At 34.1% G+C, this 23,405-nt stretch carries 19 protein-coding genes; 5 read left to right on the top strand and 14 right to left on the bottom strand.

The genetic code is table 11. The annotated features are described in order from the left end of the window. Window positions 1-54 precede the first annotated feature (54 nt). Window positions 55-1,962: a molecular chaperone DnaK gene (gene dnaK, locus V1468_RS10250; RefSeq protein ID WP_331810152.1), complete on the bottom strand. Its 1,908-nt coding sequence runs from the start codon at window positions 1,960-1,962 to the stop codon at window positions 55-57. A gap of 177 nt (window positions 1,963-2,139) precedes the next feature. Between dnaK and V1468_RS10245 the strand changes: the two genes are divergently transcribed. Both V1468_RS10245 and V1468_RS10240 read left to right on the top strand, forming a co-directional pair. After that, window positions 2,140-2,640, top strand: coding sequence for a hypothetical protein (locus tag V1468_RS10245; RefSeq protein ID WP_331810151.1), 501 nt, complete (start codon window positions 2,140-2,142; stop codon window positions 2,638-2,640). Window positions 2,641-2,753: 113 nt separating this feature from the next. Further along, window positions 2,754-4,178, top strand: a complete 1,425-nt coding sequence (locus V1468_RS10240) for an L-serine ammonia-lyase (protein WP_331810150.1) — start codon at window positions 2,754-2,756, stop codon at window positions 4,176-4,178. 124 nt (window positions 4,179-4,302) lie between these two features. Here the strand turns inward: V1468_RS10240 and V1468_RS10235 are convergent, their stop codons facing one another. After that, on the bottom strand, window positions 4,303-4,761 hold the full coding sequence (locus V1468_RS10235) for a nuclear transport factor 2 family protein (protein ID WP_331810149.1): 459 nt from the start codon (window positions 4,759-4,761) through the stop codon (window positions 4,303-4,305). 107 nt (window positions 4,762-4,868) lie between these two features. Between V1468_RS10235 and panB the strand changes: the two genes are divergently transcribed. After that, window positions 4,869-5,687: a 3-methyl-2-oxobutanoate hydroxymethyltransferase gene (gene panB / locus V1468_RS10230; RefSeq protein WP_331810148.1), complete on the top strand. Its 819-nt coding sequence runs from the start codon at window positions 4,869-4,871 to the stop codon at window positions 5,685-5,687. 39 nt (window positions 5,688-5,726) lie between these two features. After that, the gene (locus V1468_RS10225; RefSeq protein WP_331810147.1) at window positions 5,727-6,425 is read left to right on the top strand and encodes an RluA family pseudouridine synthase; all 699 of its coding nucleotides are present in this window, start codon (window positions 5,727-5,729) and stop codon (window positions 6,423-6,425) included. On the opposite strand, the gene V1468_RS10220 is transcribed toward V1468_RS10225, so the two are convergent. The 8 genes from V1468_RS10220 to V1468_RS10185 form a co-directional block, all read right to left on the bottom strand. Next, on the bottom strand, window positions 6,422-7,120 hold the full coding sequence (locus V1468_RS10220) for a sensor histidine kinase (protein ID WP_331810146.1): 699 nt from the start codon (window positions 7,118-7,120) through the stop codon (window positions 6,422-6,424). The two genes, V1468_RS10225 and V1468_RS10220, sit on opposite strands and share 4 nt — an antisense overlap. Window positions 7,121-7,197: 77 nt before the next feature. Next, window positions 7,198-7,893, bottom strand: a complete 696-nt coding sequence (locus V1468_RS10215) for a hypothetical protein (RefSeq protein ID WP_331810145.1) — start codon at window positions 7,891-7,893, stop codon at window positions 7,198-7,200. Further along, window positions 7,894-8,388, bottom strand: a complete 495-nt coding sequence (locus V1468_RS10210; RefSeq protein WP_331810144.1) for a hypothetical protein — start codon at window positions 8,386-8,388, stop codon at window positions 7,894-7,896. It lies immediately after the preceding gene. 85 nt (window positions 8,389-8,473) lie between these two features. Then, complete coding sequence (locus V1468_RS10205) at window positions 8,474-9,319, bottom strand: 5-oxoprolinase subunit C family protein (RefSeq protein WP_331810143.1); 846 nt, start codon at window positions 9,317-9,319, stop codon at window positions 8,474-8,476. Beyond that, complete coding sequence (pxpB, locus tag V1468_RS10200) at window positions 9,312-10,040, bottom strand: 5-oxoprolinase subunit PxpB (RefSeq protein ID WP_331810142.1); 729 nt, start codon at window positions 10,038-10,040, stop codon at window positions 9,312-9,314. The genes V1468_RS10205 and pxpB overlap by 8 nt, the downstream gene beginning before the upstream one ends. 6 nt (window positions 10,041-10,046) lie before the next feature. Continuing rightward, complete coding sequence (gene pxpA, locus V1468_RS10195; protein ID WP_331810141.1) at window positions 10,047-10,787, bottom strand: 5-oxoprolinase subunit PxpA; 741 nt, start codon at window positions 10,785-10,787, stop codon at window positions 10,047-10,049. Beyond that, window positions 10,784-12,007 carry an Nramp family divalent metal transporter gene (locus V1468_RS10190; RefSeq protein ID WP_331810140.1) on the bottom strand — a complete coding sequence of 408 codons (1,224 nt, stop codon included), beginning with the start codon at window positions 12,005-12,007 and terminating at the stop codon, window positions 10,784-10,786. The genes pxpA and V1468_RS10190 overlap by 4 nt, the downstream gene beginning before the upstream one ends. Beyond that, a complete protein-coding gene (locus V1468_RS10185) occupies window positions 12,007-13,119 on the bottom strand; it encodes a DUF2891 domain-containing protein (RefSeq protein WP_331810139.1) in 1,113 nt (370 codons plus the stop codon). Before V1468_RS10185 ends, V1468_RS10190 begins: the two co-directional genes overlap by 1 nt. A 171-nt stretch (window positions 13,120-13,290) precedes the next feature. Between V1468_RS10185 and V1468_RS10180 the strand changes: the two genes are divergently transcribed. Next, window positions 13,291-15,459 (top strand): tetratricopeptide repeat protein, encoded by a 2,169-nt coding sequence (locus tag V1468_RS10180; RefSeq protein ID WP_331810138.1) that lies wholly within the window; start codon window positions 13,291-13,293, stop codon window positions 15,457-15,459. On the opposite strand, the gene V1468_RS10175 is transcribed toward V1468_RS10180, so the two are convergent. The 4 genes from V1468_RS10175 to V1468_RS10160 form a co-directional block, all read right to left on the bottom strand. After that, complete coding sequence (locus tag V1468_RS10175; RefSeq protein ID WP_331810137.1) at window positions 15,456-16,994, bottom strand: YifB family Mg chelatase-like AAA ATPase; 1,539 nt, start codon at window positions 16,992-16,994, stop codon at window positions 15,456-15,458. The genes V1468_RS10180 and V1468_RS10175 overlap by 4 nt on opposite strands. Before the next feature lie 37 nt (window positions 16,995-17,031). Continuing rightward, window positions 17,032-20,298: a T9SS type B sorting domain-containing protein gene (locus tag V1468_RS10170; protein ID WP_331810136.1), complete on the bottom strand. Its 3,267-nt coding sequence runs from the start codon at window positions 20,296-20,298 to the stop codon at window positions 17,032-17,034. Window positions 20,299-20,323: 25 nt separating this feature from the next. Next, the gene (locus V1468_RS10165) at window positions 20,324-21,292 is read right to left on the bottom strand and encodes a YheT family hydrolase (protein ID WP_331810135.1); all 969 of its coding nucleotides are present in this window, start codon (window positions 21,290-21,292) and stop codon (window positions 20,324-20,326) included. 139 nt (window positions 21,293-21,431) lie between these two features. Continuing rightward, complete coding sequence (locus V1468_RS10160; RefSeq protein WP_331810134.1) at window positions 21,432-23,315, bottom strand: CocE/NonD family hydrolase; 1,884 nt, start codon at window positions 23,313-23,315, stop codon at window positions 21,432-21,434. Between the last annotated feature and the right edge of the window lie 90 nt (window positions 23,316-23,405).

The raw sequence follows: 23,405 nt of genomic DNA, 5'->3' as shown, positions 1-23,405 counted from the left end.
ATGATTGCGTTTTATTTTATTCTTGATTCCTACCTTCGCAGGAATAACAAATAATTACTTCACTTCTTCGAAGTCTACGTCTTCTACATCGCTAGCTTCGTCAGTTGGCTGACCTTGCGCTCCTGCATCAGGACCTGCTGCTCCACCTTGCTGAGCTTCTGCTTGTGCTTTGTACATTTCTTCGCTAGCTACTTTCCAAGCTTCGTTTATTTTCTCTAAAGCTGGTTCTATAACTGCGATATCTTTAGACTCATAAGCCGTTTTTAATTCTGCTAAAGCATCTTCGATTGGCTTTTTCTTATCGTCAGATAATTTATCACCAAATTCTTCTAACTGCTTTTCAGTTTGGAAAATCATTCCATCTGCCTGATTTAATTTATCAGCAGTTTCTTTTGCCTTAGCATCTGCATCTGCGTTAGCTTCTGCTTCAGCTTTCATCTTTTGGATTTCTTCTTCAGTTAATCCAGAAGACGCTTCAATTCTAATATCTTGTTTCTTACCTGTTGCTTTATCTTCAGCAGATACTTTAATGATACCGTTAGCATCAATATCAAACGTTACTTCAATTTGAGGTGTTCCTCTTCTTGCTGGTGGAATTCCATCTAAGTGGAAACGACCAATTGTTTTGTTATCTGCTGCCATTGGACGCTCACCTTGTAATACGTGAATTTCTACCGATGGCTGATTGTCTGCTGCAGTTGAGAATACTTGCGATTTCTTTGTAGGAATCGTAGTGTTAGCTTCTATCAACTTAGTCATTACATTACCCATTGTCTCAATACCAAGAGATAATGGAGTTACGTCTAATAAAAGAACGTCTTTTACATCACCTGTTAATACACCACCTTGGATACCTGCACCAAGAGATACAACTTCGTCTGGGTTAACACCTTTACTTGGTGCTTTTCCGAAGAAAGACTCTACTGCTGCTTGTACAGCTGGTATACGTGTAGAACCACCTACTAAAATAACCTCATCAATATCAGATTTTGATAAACCTGCTGCTTTTAATGCAGTTTCACAAGGCTCAATAGTACGTTTAATTAAATCGTCGATTAACTGCTCAAATTTAGAACGTGTTAATGTACGTACCAAGTGCTTTGGTCCACTAGCAGTAGCTGTTACGTAAGGTAAGTTAATCTCTGTCTGTGCAGAAGATGATAACTCAATCTTAGCTTTTTCAGCTGCTTCTTTAAGACGTTGTAAAGCCATTGGATCTTTACGTAAGTCCATATCTTCGTCTGCAATAAACTCTTCTGCTAACCAATCTATAATTCTTTCATCTACGTCATCACCACCTAAGTGTGTATCACCATCTGTAGATAATACTTCGAATACTCCGTCACCTAACTCTAGGATAGAAACGTCGTGCGTACCACCACCAAAATCGAATACTACTATTTTTTGGTCAGTAGATTTTTTATCTAAACCATAAGCTAATGCTGCTGCAGTAGGCTCGTTAATAATTCTACGAACTTTTAAACCTGCGATTTCACCGGCTTCTTTAGTGGCTTGTCTTTGTGCATCGTTAAAGTAAGCAGGCACCGTAATAACAGCTTCAGAAACATCTTGTCCTAAATAATCTTCCGCAGTTTTCTTCATTTTTTGAAGAATCATAGCTGATAATTCTTGTGGTGTGTATAAACGACCATCGATATCTACTCTTGGTGTATCGTTATCACCTTTTACTACTTTATATGGCACACGTTCTGCTTCGTTTTTAGACTCAGAATATTTGTTACCCATAAAACGCTTAATAGAATAAACCGTTTTTGTTGGGTTAGTTACTGCTTGTCTTTTTGCCGGATCACCAACTTTAATTTCACCACCTTCTACGAAAGCGATAACCGAAGGTGTAGTTCTCTTACCTTCAGCGTTTGGGATTACAACTGGCTCGTTACCTTCCATTACAGAAACGCAAGAGTTGGTTGTACCTAAATCAATTCCAATAATCTTACTCATAATATTAGTGTATATATTTTTTGTGTATTTAATTTTTAAACTCGTTTACTAATAGTCAATGATTATGCCATGACAAAAAATGTGACATGATGTCAGATTACTTTTATGAAAAGATTTTACACCTTTCTATACTTTGGAATATGTTTTGATGTATTATTGGCAAAAAAATTAGTTATTATGAAACGTATTTTATCCTTAATTACCGTATTTACTTTATTATTTACTGCCTGTGAAGGTGATCCTGGACCGCAAGGGCCTCAAGGACCACAAGGAACTTACATTGTTGGACAATCATTTGAAAATGAGATCCCAATTAACTTCACATCAACTAATGGATTTCAAGACACCTTAGAAATTCCTCTTGATATTGAGTTGTTCGAATCGGATATGGTTTTAGTTTACAGACTTGTAGACGTTGTGGATGGTTATGATGTATGGAGATTACTTCCTGAAACTGTTTATACAGATGACGGTTCTCAGTTTACCTATAACTATGAACACAACTATGATCTTGTAACAATTTATCTTGAGGGTTCGCCTTCATTAGATCTAAGCACTTTACCTGATGCTTACAGAATAGACCAGTTCTTTAGAGTTGTTGTTTTACCTGTAGATTTTGCTAGCAGCAATAATATTGATATCAATAATTATAGCGAAGTAATGCAATTTGTTGAATAAAAAGCTCTTATTGAGATACAACATGAAAGTCCGAAAAATAATTTTCGGACTTTTTGTTTTTAATATTCTGCTTTGAAAAACAACTCATATCTTTGTTTAACTAAATTGATTTTATGGAATGTATTTCTGTCTTTGATATGCTGAAAATTGGTGTGGGACCATCGAGTTCTCACACTTTAGGTCCTTGGCGTGCTGCAGAACGTTGGATTAAAGAACTTAAAGACAAAAATCGTTTTCATAAGGTCGAAAAAATAACTGTAGACCTATATGGTTCATTGTCTTTAACAGGAAAAGGACATGCTACAGACCTTGCTGTATTACTAGGTTTAACAGGTGCTGATCCAGAGCGCATTCCAGTTGACACTATAGACATCATCATCTCTTCAATTAAGAATACAAACACCTTAATGTTTAACAACGAAAGACCAATTACTTTTGATGTGAATACAGACATTAAGTTCAACCGTAACTTTTTACCATTTCATGCCAATGGTATGTCATTTTCAGCATTAATTAATGGTCGAAATTACAAGTCTACCTACTACTCTATTGGTGGCGGATTTGTGGTACAAGAAGAACGAAAGATTTCAAAAGCCAATAAGATTATTTTTTATTGCACATTTCCTTATCCTATTTCTTATGGTGATGAACTCATAAAGTTTTGTCATCAGCTCAATTTACCAATTTCTGGTGTTGTTTTAGAAAACGAAAAGTCTATAAGAGATATTGAAATCATAGATTTTGAATTGCAACGTATTTGGGATACCATGTTAGAATGTATGTACGTTGGTTGCCATACCGAAGGCACTCTTCCTGGTGGACTTAATGTACGCAGACGTGCATATGATATGCATAAAAATTTGATTGGTGATTTCACTTATGAAACTCCTCAAGAATGGTTAAAAACCATTAGAAAAACTGAAGTAAAGTTTAGACAAATCCTAAAATGGGTAAGCTGCTTTGCTTTAGCTGTTAACGAAGTTAATGCATCGCTTGGACGTGTAGTAACTGCTCCAACGAATGGAAGTGCTGGTGTAATTCCTGCTGTATTGATGTATTATTTAGTGATTGAAAATCATGATGCTGATTTTGAGGAAATTAAAAAATTCTTACTCGTGGCAGGCGAAATTGGCAGCATCTTTAAAAAAGGTGCAACCATAAGTGCTGCAATGGGAGGTTGCCAAGCCGAGATTGGTGTGTCATCCGCTATGGCTGCTGGTGCATTGTGCGAATTACTTGGCGGAACACCAGAACAAGTTTTAGTGGCTGCCGAAATTGCTATGGAGCATCATCTTGGTCTTACCTGTGATCCTATTGGTGGATTGGTTCAAATTCCTTGTATAGAACGTAATTCTATGGGAGCTATAAAAGCTATCAATGCTGCAGAATTAGCTTTAGAAACTGATCCTAATAATGTGAAAGTTCCTTTAGACAAGGTCGTAAATACCATGTGGGAAACTGCTAAGGATATGAACACAAAATACAAAGAAACCTCTGAAGGTGGTTTAGCTGTTGGTGTACATTTGAGTGATTGTTAATATAGACTTTTTAGATTAGTTAGACTTATTAGATTAGTTAGATTTTTTAGACGCGATAGATTCTTCCATTAATCTAGAAATCTAAAGTTCTAATAATCTAATGATCTAGTTTAAATCTAATATTCTACTTTAGACATCCTTCTCTTCGTCTGGTATCAACTAAATAAATAATTTTCCATTCCTCATCTTCTTTTATTAGTTGGAAGGAATTAACACCGCAATGACTAAAGTTACCATTGTACCAAAATTCGTAAGGTGTCCAAGCGTTTGACATATTTCCATCTACTTGAATATTGAAATCTAATAACTTCTCTTCAAATGTATTTTCCTTAGGAATACTTGCAATGCTTTTTAGAAACTGACTGTATTCACTCTCTGTTAATACTGACTTCCCTTCCTTGTTTACAGTTATAGACTGTAACTTAATGTTTCCTTTTGCCATGATCTTTAAAGCAGTAGTATCTTGTTTATGGAAGGCTTCAAAAAAGTTGATAATCGTTGTTTTTACAGCTTCAGAATCTGTGTCTTGTGCCTGAATACCGAGCGATAAAGAAAATACAATTAATAGTATTAGTTTTTTCATGATTGAAATAATTTTAAATCAAATTAATGATTTGTCAGTATTTGCGCTTTAGATTAAAGAAAGTTTAACAAAACTCTTTATTTTTACAAATATTAATTTAACTATATATGTCAGTCGCAAAAAAAGAATATAAGAGAATTACCGTAAAGAGCCTTGTAGAAATGAAGTCTAGAGGTGAAAAAATATCTATGCTTACTGCTTACGATTATACCATGGCAAAGATTGTAGATGGTGCAGGAGTTGATGTTATTTTGGTTGGTGATTCTGCAAGTAATGTTATGGCAGGTCACGAAACGACATTACCGATAACATTAGATCAAATGATATATCATGCCTCATCGGTTGTTCGTGCTATAGATAGAGCATTAGTTGTTGTTGATTTACCGTTTGGTACGTATCAAAGTGATCCTAAAGAAGCGCTTCGTTCTGCTATCAGAATTATGAAGGAATCTGGTGGACATGCTGTAAAACTCGAAGGTGGAAAAGAAATTAAAGATTCTATAAAGCGTATTTTAAATGCTGGAATTCCGGTAATGGGACATTTAGGTCTTACACCTCAATCCATATATAAATTTGGGACTTACACAGTAAGAGCTAAAGAAGAACAAGAAGCCGAACGCTTAAGAGAAGATGCTAAAATGCTGGAAAAAGCAGGTTGCTTTGCCATTGTATTAGAAAAAATTCCTGCTGCCTTGGCTAAAGATGTTGCTGAGAGCGTAAGTATTCCTGTCATAGGAATTGGTGCTGGAGATGGTGTAGATGGACAAGTTTTAGTATTGCATGACATGATTGGTATGACTCACGAATTTAATCCTAGATTTTTACGTCGCTACATGAATTTATATGAAGAAATGACTAGTGCTATAGGTCAATATGTTGAGGATGTAAAGAGTCAGGATTTTCCTAATGAGAAAGAGCAGTATTAAAAGCCCCTTTTATTCCCCAAAAGGGAAAATCAACAAGTAGTGTCAAAAATTTTATCAAATAAGAACAATCTTCAAATTCTGTATGAAGACAATCACATCATAGTGGTTAATAAACGTGCTGGAGATATTGTACAAGGCGATAAAACTGGAGACAAACCACTAAGCGATATTGTAAAAGACTTTTTAAAAGACAAGTACAACAAACCTGGAAATGTGTATTTGGGTGTTGTGCATCGTTTAGACAGACCAACTACTGGTATTGTACTTTTTGCTAAAACCAGTAAGGCCTTACCTCGTTTAAATAAATTATTTGCCGAAAAGAAAACCAATAAAACCTATTGGGCTTTGGTAAAAAACAAACCACCTAAGTCTCAAGACCGCCTTATTAATTGGTTAAAGAAAAATCCTAAAAATAATAAATCTACTGCCTTTGATAACGAAGTTGAAGGCAGTAAAAAAGCAATTTTAAATTATCGTATCTTAAAAACTTTAGATAATTTCTATTTACTCGAAATTGATTTAGAAACAGGAAGACATCACCAAATCCGTTGTCAGTTAGCTAAAATTGGTTGCCCTATAAAGGGAGATTTAAAGTATGGTTTTCCAAGAAGTAACAAAGATGCCAGCATAAGCTTACACGCAAGAAGATTAGAATTTACACATCCTGTAAAGAAAGAAAAATTGAGTATTACAGCACCTTTACCTAATGATACTTTATGGCAAGCTTGCGAAAATTAAACGTTTCTGTAAGGGTAAATCAAGGTTAGTACTGTACCTTTATCTGGTTGTGACACTAAATTAAATTCTGCTTCTAAAAGCTCTGCTCGCTTTTTCATGTTTGTCATTCCAGAACCTTGTTCAGCACCTTCTGTATCAAATCCTACTCCATCATCTTTAACCTTAATTTTGAGCTTATCTATACCATAGTCTAGATAAACTTTTAAAGTTTCAGCTTCAGCATATTTTAAGGTATTAGAGAAAAATTCTTGTAAAATTCTAAATAAGATAATCTCATCTTTTTTATTCTCAAGATTCTGATCCTTACCTTTAATTTTAAGCGATACTTCTATTAAGCCTGATTTGTTCAAGCGGTTAATTTCATTTTCTATTATTGGCTTAAAACCCATATTTTGTATAACATCACTGTTTAGTGATTTTGACAAGGCTCTGACCTCTGCTAAACTTTCTTTTAAAGCTTCTGAAGCATTTGCTACTTTAGGCTTAAGGTCTTCGGCAGCATTACGCGCAACACTATTCATCTGCATTGTCGCAAATGCCAATAGCTGACCTACGTTGTCGTGTAACTCTCTTCCAACATTTTTAAGCGTTTGCTCTTGAATTTCCTGTTGTGTTTTTATAAGCTCTTCGTCAAATTGTTTTTGCTGCTGAATGTTTTTTAATAATAGTTGGTTTTTTCTCTTTTGAAAGGTCAAAAAGAAAACAACAAAAACAACAACAATAGTTAATACAAAAAAGACAACATATACAATTAATGCAATCTCCTCTTCCGTTATTCTTTTTTGAATTGAATAGTATATAAGAAAGCAAATGTAAAGCATGAATATAAAAACATATTAATAAGGAACATGAAAACGTGTCTAAATTGAACGAACCCTTTATTTACTGCGAAAAAATAACCATCAAACGTAAATAGTGGAGCTGCACACAAATACCACAATAGTAGGCTGGAACTAATATAGAAAACAGGTAATTTATAAAAAAGTAAAATCTTATTACTAGCCAATAATTGTTTGTAGTATAAAATTACAAAAACAAATACAATAAATGTTTCCATGAAAACATCATAAGGCAATGACTTTTCAAAGAATGTTCCTTTAATTAAATAATACAATATTGCAAATGTGACATATACAACAACTGCTACTTTAATAATGATTTTTGATGATTTCTGATGAATAATTTTTAAATAAAACTTTCCGAATATTAGAATTGAGACAAATGAATAGATATTATACAACCAAGTATTAGTGCAAAAAACACTGTTTTTTAGCCATACAAACCAATCGTAATCATAATTGTTTAGTAATACATGACCATACATCCCAACAGTTTCAACAAAAACCACAAGCCATAGATACCAAATGAAAATTTTCATTTGGCTATCCCTAGTTTTTAGATAATAATAAGTACCTGCAAGAGCAGCAATAAGTTCAACAATATGAATTGCTACTATATAATTTGACATTTACTGAGGATAATTAGCACTCGGAGGATCACCTTTGCTACCTCTATTAAGACCATCAGCACCTTGTATATCATTACCTCCACCTTGTAAAGTTGTCAACATAGAACCTTCTGAAACATTTTTAGAGCCTGTTGGCACAAAGAACATAGTCATTAATCCTGGTCCTTCTTTGGTATCTGGATAGGCACCAGCATAAAGTCTTAATCCGTCTAAGGTGTAACCCAAAGAATCAGCTTGTTCCTTGGCATAAGCGATGTAAGACTCAATCTCTTCTATAGAATACCAGGACGACCTATTGTCTGGTCTATCAATCAGTGAATCACTAATAAGAGTATGTCTGCTATTATATGCTTGATCTAATGTTTTAATTTCGGATGGAGTGATCAATCCTTTTGGTTTAGTCATTTCTTCTAAATTTTGATTGCTTGATAAATAATAATACGCCGCGGCAATACCAATTACCACACCTACAATTAGTAATAACAGTTTTTTCATATGTAGAGATTTAAATTAATAGTCTAAACTAATTTATTGAAATTATGAAACATATAAAACTATTATTAATTATTTTCTTACAAATTTATTCTTTTAGTCTAAACTTTATTGTATTTCCCAAAGTTTTTTGAGCAAGGGAATTTATCGCCTCTTGTGTTAACTGCAAAACTCTAGGATAACCTCCTGTAGTTTGGCAATCTCGCATTAAAACAATTAAAGAACCATTGGGTGTCAACTGCACTGTACCTGGTAAAACCGGAGAGCTTAATATCGGCTGTAAGTAATTATCTAGCGCAGGCTCTAACTGATATGCCATACGATTGTTATTCTTTGAGACCGAAAAATCCTTTGAAAACAATTGTTGCTTTTGATTTTCTGAAAGCATACCAAACTCTACACCCTTAAAAACATCTAAAACACTGGACTCTAAGCACGTATCATCATATCTCACTTTAGTAAATGTTTCTTGGACACCTTGAAAAGGCTTATAAATAATCTGGTCATTCGTTTTAAGAACACTTTGAGTTGTAACAGATGGATACATACTCCTACTTCCTAAAATCGTTTCGGTTTTAAAGCCATCTTTTACAGCCAAATATGTCCTAAAACCCTTCACTGCAGCACCAAAATGCAATACATCATTCGGTTGAATTTTAATTAACTTATTTTGACTTACTGGTTCACCATTCAGTTTTGGATTCATAAAAGCTCCAGATATAGCAATTATAGTAGGTTCTAAAAATTGAAATTTCCCACCAAGCATTGTCATTTCAATTATTGCTGAACCTTTAGCATTACCTAATAACGCATTTGCAAACTGCACCGAATATAAATCCATAGCTCCAGAAACGGGAACACCTTTATCTCTGTAACCAAATCGGCCAAGATCTTGTATGGTTGAAAAAAATCCTGGTTGCAAAACCTTAAGCATACAATTCTGGTGTTAGTTGAAACTGATTGTTTATTATGTTCTGTTCTAAATCTAAGAATTGCGCTTTTGAAATTGCAAAAAACTGAAGTTTATCACCTGCATTAAAAAAACATGGTGGACTACTTTTTGGGTTAAAAAAATCAATTGGAGTTTTGCCAATAATATGCCATCCTCCAGGACTGTTTTTTGGATAGATTCCGGTCTGGTTTCCACCTATACCAACAGACCCTTTTTTTATATCTAAATTAGGTGTAGATTTTCTATCTAAATAAAGCTTCTCATCAAGGCCACCCAAGTATAAAAATCCTGGTAAAAAACCAATAAAAAAAATAGTGTATATTGCAGAAGAATGAAGCTCAATAACTTCGTTTTTTGAAAGCTGTTTTTCTTTAGAAAACGCTTCCAAATCTATGCCGAAATCATCATCATAGCAGACAGGTATTCGCCATAATTTTGATGACGACTCTTCATTAGTATCTACTTCAATTTTTAGTGATTTTAATCGTGAAATCTCACCATAGACATCATCAATAGTTAAGTCGTAAATTATTAATAATGAATTATATGTATTGATTATATCAACAATTGATTTAATACATGAATTTTGAATCGATTTTTTGTAATTCAATATGTTTTTCAACATATTTTCATCCATTACAGCAGGCCATTCTATTAAAATGGAGCACTCATTATAACGCGAAAACTTCAATTCAAAATCCATAAAAAACTATTGAATTTTTACATTATATTTTGGTAGTTCTTTGCTTAAAAATTCCAAAATTTCAACTGCATTTTTAGTATCTCCATGCACACAAAATGTTGATGCTTTTATCGGCAATTCTACTCCATTAATGGCAGTTACTTTTTCGCGATGAATCATCCCTAAAATATGGTTCAAAATTCTTGAATTTTCATGCAGAATTGCATCCTCTTTTTTACGCGAAACAAGGCTTAAATTTTCTTCATAATTTCGGTCTGCAAAAGCTTCAAAAGTGACACTGATTTTTTCCTGTTCAGCAAGCTTAGAAATCACAGAATTATAGGGCACATAAAGTTGAATTGGCATAGCAATACTTTTTACAACTTCAATAATTATTCTTGCAGTTTTTTCGTCCTTAGCTGCTAAATTATAAAGCGCACCATGTGGTTTTATATGATGCAATTGTGCATTTTCATTATACAGAATTTGTTGCAAATTTCGGATTTGCGATTTTAAACTACTGTACAAATCTGCAGCAGAGATATCCATAACTGCTCTACCAAAATTCAACACATCAGGAAATGAAGGATGCGCACCAGTCTTCACTTTATGAGTTTTGGCTAAACGCACTACTTCAGTCATGGTTTTGGCATCACCTGCATGACCACCACAAGCAATGTTACATGATGACAGAAAAGGCATCAACATTGTTTCGTTGCCTAAACCTTCACCAACATCGGCATTAATATCTACAGTTTTAAAACTCATATAAGATTAAAAACACTTAGAATTACTTTTAGTCCTAATAAGATAGTGATTACCAAAATAATTAAACCTAAAAAGTTTTGAAATTTTGAGTTTTTAAAATTGCCCAAAACCGATGTTTTATTCATAATCCACAATAAAAAGCCTGCAATTATAGGCAATAGTAAACCATTAGCAACCTGAGCGAATTTTATAATTTCTATGGATTTAAAACCTACCGAAGAAAACACAACACCAAGACCTAAGATAAACATCCAAACTGCCCTAAAACGCATAGATTTTAAGTCTGTTTGCCACCCTAAACAACCACTTGCCACGTAAGCCGCAGCCAAAGGTGCTGTAATGGCGCTTGTAATTCCTGCTGCAAATAAACCAACCGACAAAAAATATTTGGCATTAACACCAAATAATGGCTCTAAAGCCAAAGCCAAATCTGCTGCATTACTTACATCTTTTATATTGATTGCTGCTGCTGAAATAATAATACTCATAGAAACAATACCTCCTAAAACCACAGCCAAAACAGTATCTTTTCTGGCTAATTTAATATCTGATTTATTATTCCATTTCGTTTTTGCCAAAGACGCATGCAAAAACAGATTGTAAGGCACTACAGTTGTACCAATAAGCGCTACAATAGTTAATATACCGTCATCAGGGAATTGTGGTACCAGCATATTTTTCAGTATACTGATAACATCTGGTTTGGTAAGAATTGCTGTTGACAGAAACGCCAAACTCATTAAAATAACGAGACCGACCAAAACTTTTTCAAGCACTTTATAGGTTCCTAAGTACAATAATATAAAGGCTAGCAAGCCCAATATCCATGGAATAACAGACAACTCTACATTAAACACACTAACGGTTGGATGCCCTAAAAGTGTTTCTAAACCCAACGCACCTCCACTGATGTTTCCTGCTTCGTAAGCCGCATTACCAACAACAATAGCAGATAATACTAGAACAACACTAAAACCTCTTAAAACAGGACTTTTTACCTCTTCTCGAATAACCTGAGATAATCCTTTTTGGGCAATAATTCCTAATCGCGCTGCCATCTCTTGTAAAACTATGGTTGCAAAAACCGACAATACCATTGCCCAAAGCAAAGCATAACCAAAATTAACACCTGCTAAAGTACAAACGGTTACAGTTCCTGGACCAATAAATGCAGCAGCTACCAAAGGTCCTGGCCCAATATTTCGGAACCAGTTTTTCATTAGTTTTCTATTGAATTTAAAGCACAAATAGCAAAACTCCCAAGCCAATGACCTCCTTCATAACTATCACCAACAATACTTGGCAAGGAATAGTTAATATGCTTGTTTGCTAAATTTTGAAGATGATTAAACTCTGGTAAATCCTTCGCAATATAGTTTAGACTCCATGCTCTTGAAAAATTCACTCCATCGAGATGCACCAACTTACCATCGGTTCTATCTGACACTTTACCAACTTCGATATCAAAATCTTCATTATTCAATTCCGGAAGAAAATCATTCACCCAAGACAAAAATTCATCTTTAGCCAAAACGCGCTTCATTAATGCAGCTTCCTCTAAACAAGGTGATAAAAAATCGAAACCACTCGGCTCCCACTCTAACGGACAATCTTGATCGTCTGAATAAAATTCCTTTGCTCTGGTTTCAATCAAAGTTTGTAATTGTGTATTATCAGTAGCCAAAGCATAGTCATAAGCAAAACTCAACCCAAAAGCAGTATTAGGATGCTCTCCTACTCTAATTGGATAATTTAGTTTTGGCAGAAATTCCAAATAACGCTCAACAATTAAATTGGTTAAAGGCTGAAGATTTTCTTCTAAGATTTTAGCATCAGCATGATCCCATGTGTGCAACTCTTCGGCCAACTTTAGCAACCAAGCCCAACCATATGTACGCTCGTAAGAGGTATTATGTTTCCCTTTGAAATATAAGACCTCTTGTGCTATATTTTCTTTTGAAATGTTAGCTAATAATTTTTGAATAACAGCTTCACGATTATTCAACTCAGGAAATTCTTTCAACAGTTTTACCAAACTCCAATGGCCATGCACAGCCGAATGCCAATCGAAACAGCCATAAAATGCAGGATGCAATTCTTGTGGAGATTTTAAATCTTCATTACCACCTAAAACCTGTCCTAGTTTATTAGGATATTCGGCATTAATACAATGAATTGGTAATGTTGCTAAACGATTGGCTTGCTCTAAATTAAGTTGTGGCACATCTGCAATTTCAACTTTTGTTTCTGGCTTAGAATCCTTCTTTGCTGTTTCAGAATTCTGGCAGCCTACCAACAAGACAAGTATGATTAGAAGTTTATAATATTTCATGTATTACTTTTTTATGTTTTTAATAAAAACCCTGTGTATCTAGTAAAAATACATTAAAAAGTAATTTTACATAACTTTTGATGCTTTACTCTTGATATACTCACAATACTGTTTATCTTTAAAGTTGAATCTTACACTGTATTTTCAAAAAAAAAGCTATTACCAAAAGTCATGACTCCTGAAACCAAAAAGAAATGGATTAACACACTAAAATTCTTTGCCGCTTACTTGGTTGCCGCCTGGACCTTTCTTCAGTTTGTAGATTGGGTTTTAAACCGTTACAACATCTCGCCGTATTGGGTAGATATTTTATTGTGGTTTTTTATTGGCATTAGTCCTTCACTTCTTATATACTTCTATCACCAAGAGCGATTGAGCAAGCGAGTTATAAAGCTTAGAGAAAAAATAATTATTCCACTTAATTTTATACTGCTATTTTTAGGACTTTACTTTGGCTTTGGAAATAGCGACTTAGGTGCCACTACCAAAGAAATAAACTACACTGACGAATCTGGTAAATCACAAACCAGAACCATAACTAAAGAAGAATTTAGAATTGGAGTTCCTATCTATGGTTTTGAAAATTTAAGTAATAACGATTCTATTAGCTGGATGCGCTACGGAATTGGCAGACTTTTAAAAGAAGATCTATTGCAGAACAAAAGTTTAAGCCCAGATTTTTCTTTTTACACAGACACCTCAACAAAAATTGAAGATGCATCAATTTTTAACGACTTTTATATCGATGGTAGTTTTAATAAAGAAGGTGATCGCTATAGCATTACTGTATATAAACGAAAATCTACCAATGGAAAATCCCTAAAAGAAAAAGAATTTAAGGGAGAAGATCTTCTAGAACTAATTGATGAAATCTCTGTATTTGTAGTAGAAAATTCTGGTTTTGTAGAAAGCAAAGATTTACGCTATTTAGACTACCCTATAAATGAGTTTATGAGTAATTCTCTAGAAGCTGTTAGAGAATATATTGAAGGCAATTACACCAAAGCTGTGACTATAGACAAAGAATTTGCACTAGCCTATTTAGAATACGCAAAACAATCGCTTCATGTAAGTCGAGGGAGATTAGAAGTCCAAGATCTTGCAGACAAAGCATTTAAATATAGATATAGATTACCATTACAAAAACAACTAGAAGTATATATACAGCGAAATTTAGCTTACGAGAATTTTGACGACGCTATAGAGCAAGTAAAATTACAACTAGAAGTCGACCCGCTGAATGAGTTTTACAATCATGTGCTTTTCAGTATTTATGGAGAAACGAAACAAACTGATAAATTTTATGAATCGTCTGCTAGGCTATTTAATATTAATCAAAGTCCAGATACAGGCATAAATCTTGCTATGGCTGCTTTGGTTAATGGCAACGACGATATGCTCATTGAGGAAATTAAGAAATATGAGTTTTTAAGCCCTTCCTTAAAAATGTTCAGGCTTCAACCAACATTGTTTAAAGGAGATTTTAAAAATGCCGAAAAACTATTAGAGGATATAAAATTGCATTTTCCATATACTAAGTATAGAGCAAAAGTCTATGATTCTGCTTTAGCTTACATACAAAAAGAAGGTTATGACATTGCTAAACTCAAAAAATTTGAAGGCACATATCGCTCAAGTTTTAATGAACAAGAACAAACCTATTGGATAGACAACAACAGACTTATTCAGTATATAAAAAATCAGACCATGCATGCGCTCATTCCTGCAGGCGAGCATACTGCTGTATCAGGTTTTTTAAACGATCAGACTTTTCAGCACAAACTCATTCTTAATGAGAATAAAAAACCAATTGGCATCAATTTTATTCAGTATAATTATAAAAACCAAAATGCATTTTGGTATTGGAAAGAAGACGAATTTATACAAAATGCTCACAAAGCATTTGACAAAGGTGATCTTGAGAATGCTTTAAAACTATACGAGATAGCTTTTAAAGAAAATCCTAAACACGGCTATTTACCAAATATAATTGCTTATTTAAGGTATATTAAAGATAACGATGAAGCTTTAATTCTGAAACAGAATGAAGCTTTTGCTGGTGATTATGGCCCAAGGAAATTTTGGCTAGAAGATGGCAAGTTTTATTACAAACGTAAAGATAATGAGACAGAATTGGCCAAAGTAGAATTACTACCAATATCTGAAAACCGCTACATGGATTTAACACGTTTAGGCACTATAATGGCTTTTGAAAAAGACACCTCTGGTAAAATGGCTTCTAATAGCTATAGCTTCATTGTTGAAGAAGAACTTGCTTTTGAATGGAGAGATAGTAAAAGCAATGAAAATGTTAAAAATTATTTCTTAAAAGACGATTAACCCAACCAGCCTTCGCGATCCAAACTTCTATATTGAATAGCTTCGCTAATGTGTGCTCCAGTGACATCATTAGAACCCTCTAAATCCGCAATGGTTCTTGATACTTTTAAGATTCTGTCGTACGCTCTTGCAGAAAGATTTAACCGCTCCATAGCTGATTTTAGTAATTCTAAAGAGGCTTCATCGAGTTTACAATACTCGCGTATTTGTTTAGTATTCATCTGTGCATTGTAGTGCACGTTTTCCAAATTTTCAAAGCGTTTGGTTTGTAATTCCCTCGCAGCTGTTACACGTTTTCTAATATCTACGGAAGATTCACCTTTTCGGTCATCGGATAGTTTCTCAAAAGGAACAGGAGTCACTTCAATATGAATATCAATACGGTCTAAAAGCGGTCCCGAGATTTTGCTCATATAACGTTGCATCTCAGCAGGACTAGATGTTACTGGCGCATCAGGATCATTAAAGTAACCGCCTGGACTTGGATTCATACTAGCTACCAACATAAACGAACTTGGGTAAGTGACTGTAAATTTTGCTCTAGAAATAGTGACTTCTCTATCTTCCAACGGTTGACGCATCACTTCTAAAACTTCACGTTTAAACTCGGGTAACTCATCTAAAAATAAAACTCCGTTGTGCGATAGTGAGATTTCACCTGGTTGTGGATAGCTTCCGCCACCAACTAAAGCGACATTTGAAATCGTATGATGAGGACTACGAAACGGTCGCTGTGCCATCAATCCTGTATGATCTTTAACACGCCCAACAACAGAATGAATCTTGGTTGTTTCTAGTGCTTCATGCAACGTCATTGGTGGCAAGATACTTGGCAGCCGCTTTGCTAACATCGTTTTTCCAGAACCTGGCGGGCCAATAAGAATAATATTATGACCTCCAGCAGCAGCGATTTCCATACAACGTTTTATGCTTTCTTGCCCTTTGACATCTGCAAAATCAAACTCAGGGAAATCAAGATTTTTATAGAACTCCTCTCGTGTATTGATAATGGTTTGCTCTAAGGTTTCATCCTTATCGAAATGATTGATGACTTGTTTTATATTATCGACACCATAAACCTTGAGATCATTAACTATTGCTGCTTCTTTGGCATTTTGGCTTGGCAAAATAAAACCTTTAAAACCTTCCTCTCTAGCCTTTACCGCAATTGGCAACGCGCCTTTAATAGGCTGTAAACTACCATCTAAAGACAATTCACCCATTATGAGATACTCGTCTAAATTTTCTGCTTTAATTTGATTAGATGCTGCTAGAATTCCCACTGCCAAAGTTAAATCGTAAGCAGAACCTTCTTTGCGTAAATCGGCTGGCGCCATGTTTATTGTAATCTTCTTTCCTGGAATTCTGTAACCGTTATTTTGCAAAGCTGCTGCAATACGGTAATTACTCTCTTTTATGGCGTTATCTGGAAGTCCGACCAAATGGTAACCTACACCTTTATCTACATTTACTTCTACTGTAATCGTTGTAGCTTCAACACCAAAAACGGCACTTCCAAAAACTTTTTTGAGCATAAAGAATTGATTTTCTATAAATTACTAAGATAACAAGCTATCTAATAAGTGCAAAATGTCCTGTATAGGTTTTTCCATTTTGGCGTTCTAACATGAACCAATAATCACTACTAGGCATTTGTAAACCATTATAAGTACCATCCCAACCCACTGACCTAGGATCTAGCTCTATCAATAATTTTCCGTATCTATCAAAAATATAAAGCTTATTGAGAAGTTCTTTATTAGCATTATAAAGTTGCCAATAATCATTCTCTGTATCATTATTTGGAGTAAAGAACTTTGGGTATCTCAATAAAAATAACTCTTCAATGTAAACGCCACAGCCATTTCGATCTCTTATATAAACTGTATAATCACCTTGAGTTAAATCATAAAAGATATTTGACTCTTGATATGTTATTCCATCTAAAGAATATTCATAATCTCCTATTCCGCTAGCAATAATTTGAATATCATTTGAGGTTATAGACTCTCCTACAACAACTATTTCCACACTATTAGGTTCTTCAGATTCGTAAACAACAAACGTTTTAGTAACTTCACAAGATATCTCAGGATAGTCTCGAAGTACAGTTACACTGTATTCACCAGCTTCTGTAATTGATATACTAGAAGTTGTCATTCCGTTGGACCAATAATAATAGTCTAAACCATCACCTGCGATAACAATTAAGCTTTCCCCTTTACATATATAATATTCATTTTGAATTTCTGAAATATCAGGAACTGGTTTAACAACAAGATTAAAATCACTTATATCATAACAATCTATATTTTCTTGACTCGAAACTCTAACATAAATTGTTTTATCGTCAGTTGACCCAACCATTTCTTCTAATTGATTTATATTTTCCAAGGCATTATCATAAGATTCAAAATAGGATATGGTATATTGATTTGTTGGCAAATCATTTAATATTTCTTCATTTATTGATTGTAAATCTAAATTTTCGAATCCATCATTACTTTCATCATCACAGAGTATTATATCTGATAAATCACCAATAACTGGTCTTTTTGAAGAAATTATATTGAATGACCCAATAGAATAACATTCTGGGAAATCAGCATTTTCAATTCTGTAATTTATTTCAGCTTGGTTTAAATTTTGAAAATTTACATTTATGATGTCGTCGTATAACACACCATTACTATAGGCATTTATTTCAGAATTTGTAATGCTATATTCTTCTAGTGAAGCATCTAGATACTCTCGTAAATAAAATATTTGCTCCTCTCCTTCTTCAAAACACAGATAAACATCATCAATTTGGATGTCTTCAGGTTTTAAAGCCACTTCGAAATTAATATCAATCTCCAATGGACATAACATAGGGTCTTGATTATTAGTTACAATTGCTCTTATTGTTGCACTTTCGCTTAATGAATATTCATTTGGAAAGGGACTTTCTATTAAGTTACTATTCTCATCAAAATATGAAATTTCTAAGTCATTTTGTCCATTCAAAATAGAGCTTTCTAAATTACTTGTATCAAAAGTAAAGAAGTTGTCTGAAGCGTCTAAGCAGCCGAAGTAATCTGGCACTTCACCTATATTATAATCTGAATTTATAAACAGAGTAATACCAGTTGTTACTTCGCAACCACCAGAAGGAATATTTTGATTTTCAGCAATTATAGAAACCGTAATATTGGTAATAGGATCCGATGTTATAAAAGGATCTGGCAGTGGGCTCGGCAATTCATTTCCATCTTCATCATAATAGCGAAAACTAACATCTAATGTTTGTAAATCAGAAAGTAAATACTCAAAATTCGATGTCGAAAATTCCACTAATCCATCGTTATCATAATCACATTCTTCAATTAACAATGGACCTGTTACTATAGGCATCTCAACTACATGCAATGTTATGTAATGCCCTATTCCTAAACATTCGCTATTTAGAGGATTAACCACCCTAACATATATATCTTGAGCGATAGGTGTTGTGTTGGTATAATTTGAAATATCTTGTATTGAATTTAAATTTCCATATGCATCCAAGAGGTTTTCATAATAAGAAATATTTAAATTCTGACCATTCGGAAACATTGTCTCAATTTCTGAATTTACAATACTGAAATCGAATACAGTAATACCATCATGGATATCCATTAACGTATCGCATTCATAAAAATCCCTAAAATACGTATCAGGAATCTGAGTTGAAGTAACATTTAAATTAACTTGGGAAGTGGCAAAACAACCATTTTCGTTTTCTACTCGTGCCCAGACGATATCAGAATTTATTGTTTCATTTGGATATTCTGTTGGTGCAACTATAGCTTCAATTTCATTTTCGGCATTAAACTGGCTTTCATAAAAAGTTATGGTTTCAGAAAGATAATTCGCTGAAATATTTGAATTCACATTAGTTAAATTAAAAATAGTGAATCCATCAGAGTTTTCGTCACATTGAGATAAATTCACAATTGTGCTGACATTTGGATTCTCATAAATTTCAATGGTCTTAAAACCACTTAAAGTCTCTCCATTATATGTGGCACTAACATTAACATCATAATTACCTGAATTGAGATATAGATGTGAAACATTTAACCCAATAGCTGTTTGCCCATCTCCAAAGTCCCATAAAACAGAATCAAAAGTCTCATTGGAACTTAAGCTAAAATCAACTGTTTCTCCTAAACACTCGTTTTGCGCATTTATAATACTATCAGTTCCTGTAACTTTAATATAAAATCTAGCATTGGGCTTTGGTACTGCTGTATCTAAAGTAGTCAGGTAATCATTACCAACCGCAGCACCACCACAACCTTTATACCAAGAAAAGTCATTATCTAATTCTGTCCCTGCAAAATGTGCTACAAAAGTGGCTACCTCATTTGGATTGTCAATTTTTTCAACCTCTACCAAAATGCGACTTACACCACTCGGAACAACTACAGGACTTTGAAATTCTACATTAATAATTTCCGGGTCACCATAGGTATAAACGTATGGAATATTAACTATTTGACTGCTTCCAATTAAATTGTTTTCATCAAAAGTATCAGGAAAATTTTCATCTATTTCATAAATATTAAACCTAGCCATAGCTCCACCGTATGAAGATGCAATTGCAAATTCTCCAGATGTAATCTCAAATTCTGAACCTAAAGCAATCCCAAAATCTTGAAGCGTAAAAGTTCTTGCAAAATACTCAGGTTCAGGACAGGAAAACATACCTGTATTAATCACCTCATTACCAACATTATGAGTAAGCTCTATCTGAGCATTTAAATAAGAATTAAAGAAAAAATAAACAAAAAGAATAAAAATGTAACGTTTTTTCATTGAAGTAAATTACAGAAAAACCAAATTAACCACTAATTATCTGATTTACAAAATCCAAAGCGCGTCTTTCATTATAATACACATTCTTTTTATCTATAAATCCAACATGTCCGCCGTACTTTGGCATTTCGAGATAAAGATTAGGATTTTGTTTTGCTTCTTTTACAGGATAACATTCAGCAGACAAAAATGAATCGTTAAGCGAATTAATAATTAAAGTTGGAATGATAATGCTCGGCAAATATTGTAGACTACTGGACTTTTCATAATAATCTAAGGCATCCTTAAATCCGTGAGCCTTTGAAGTATAAACATCATCAAAATCAACTAAGGTTTTAATAGAATTAAAATCTGTTATGAAAATATCTTGCGGAAACTGCTCTAATTTAGGTTTCAGTTTCTCCTTGAGATGTGCCAAAAACCTGATTGCGTAGTGTTTGTTTTTCAAACTCATCAAGGCATCACATGAACCCTTCAAATAGCATGGTGACGACACAGCAACAATTCCTTTTAATTCTTTTGGTAAGTCATTGTGCTCACCTGCATACTTTAAGGCCATATTAGCACCAAGACTGATACCTTTTATATAGATTTCGCTGTACTTGTCTTTCTCTAAAATATGATTTATAACCGCATCTAAATCTTCCGTTGCACCAGAATGATAACTTCTGTACAAACGGTTAGGCTCACCACTACAACCTCTAAAGTTTAAAGCGCAAGCATCTATTCCATTTTCATTAAATAATTTGGCGGTTCCTGTAATGTATGGTCGTTGCGCATTACCTTCTAAACCATGAAGTAAGATAATCACTTTGTCCGAAGGGCTTTCAGCATAACTCCAATCCACATCCATAAAATCACCATCCTCTAACTCGATGCGCTCTCTGGTTTGCACAACACCGTTTACTGTTCTGGCTAATCCTGAAAATACTGTAGACACAAAGCTTTTCTTTGCCCAAAATGGTGGTTTATATGTGGATTCTATTATTGGCATTTTTTAGTAATCAGCGATTATTTCTAATCGTCACTTCGAGTGATTCCGAAGTATGAGGAATTGTATCGAGAAGTCAAGAAATTAAGTTCTCGATACAAAATTGCCAGAAGCAATTTCACTCGAACCGACGTTTATTATTTTACTTAAGTATAGTAAACTCAATAGACGAATCATTAAATACCTTGTGCGTCTGCGCTTTAAAATCTGATTCTTTGGCTTCAAAAATATTATCTACATAGGTTTGCGGATTAGCATCTATGTATGGAAAAAAGGTACTTTGTACTTGCACCTGAATTTTATGTCCTTTTTTAAACGTGTGAAACACATCTTGCAACTTAATATTTACTGCTGTCTTTTTGTTTGGCACAAAAGGTTCAGGTGTTTCCATACTATTTCTAAAACGACCACGTAACACTTCGCTACGTACCATCATGTGGTAGTTGCTCAACTTTAAATGATCTTGCACATCGTCAGTATTCTCTGTATCTGCAGGATATACATCTATTACTTTTACAATCCAATCGGCTGCAGTTCCTGTAGTTGATACATTTAACTTTGCTAAAATATCACCTGCAAGCGTAATATCATTTTCTAAAACTTCGGTTTCAAACGTTAATACGTCTGGACGTCTCGATGCAAAACGCTGATCGTCTGTCATAAATTTTCGTGGTGTAAACCCAACTTTAATATCTTCTGTATAAGGTACTGGTTTTTTTGGATCACTTATAAAATCTGAAGTTGCGATATTTCTAGTAGCACGTTGCGTTAAGCGCTCGTAAGGTTGTAAAAAGTAACTTTCTTTAGCTGTGTTTTCTGGTGGCCAACTTTCAAAAGATTGCCATGATTTTGTACCTGTATTAAACATTTGCGCTTCTGGTAATCCTGTTTTACCATCGGCTTCACCTTTTAAGAAATGATTAAAGAACTTTGTTTCAATTTCTTTTTGAAAATAGTCTGAAATACTATCACCAAAGTGAATATTACCCACAACTTGCCTTTCAGAATTTCTTGCCCAATCTCCATGACTCCAAGGGCCAAAAACTACGGTGTTGTAATTATCACTATTGTTCTCAATGTTTTTGTAAGTATTGAATGGTCCATACAAATCTTCAGCATCAAAGAAACCACCAACAACCATCGTTGCTGGTTTTATATCTTTTAAATGTTGAATAATGCCTCTGCTTTTCCAAAAATCATCATACGTCACATGCGTTTTTAACTGTTCCATAAACACATTGGTACTGTCGTAAAATTTATTCAGCTTGCTCAATGGCATATAATCTAAGAAAAACTGATGTTGATCTTCTGTACCTAAATCTGGAAATTTGTACCATGATTCTGTTGTTGGAGTATCCTTCATGTAACCAAATACAGACGTTGCACGCCAATAACTCAATAAATAGGCACCATTATGAATAAAATCATCGAAAAAGAAATCTCCAATACACGCTTGTGGTGACGCTGCTTTTAAAGCTGGATGTGCATCTAACAGCGAATACGTCGTATAAAATCCTGGGTACGAAATACCATATGTACCAACCTTGCCGTTGTTATTTTCAACATTATTGATTAGCCATTCTATAGTATCGTAAGTATCACTGGCTTCATCAGTTTCGTTTCCTGTTTTATTTGGAATATAAGCACGCATATTATCATAAACTCCTTCACTATTCCAACGACCACGAACATCTTGATACACCATAATATTACCCTCTTCCATAAGGTATTTATTTGGTCCTATTTTACTCCTAAACTCATCTTCTCCGTAAGGTCGACAACTGTAAGGAGTACGCATCATTAAGATTGGGTAGGTTTTAGACGTATCTTTAGGTGAATAGATTGTTGTGTGTAATTTAATACCATCTCGCATCTCGACCATCACTTCTTTTTTAGTATAATTATCCTTTACGAAAGTATCTTCTACTTTTTCAGTTTCAGGATTTTCGAGTGCTTGGTGTTGTTCTTCTTTGCAATTAACTAAAGCGATACATAGTAGTAAAATGAGCGTAAAATTCTTAATCATATAAGGGTTGATTTTTTGAAAGGTTTAAAGATAGTGAGATTGTTAGACTTTTGGATGATTAGATTGTGCAGCTCAAAACTTTTAACTTTA

Source organism: Winogradskyella poriferorum (assembly GCF_036553625.1).
Classification (GTDB): domain Bacteria; phylum Bacteroidota; class Bacteroidia; order Flavobacteriales; family Flavobacteriaceae; genus Winogradskyella; species Winogradskyella poriferorum.
The sequence above is the reverse complement of the archived record's forward strand: the minus strand, read 5'-3'. Positions and strand labels throughout refer to the sequence as shown.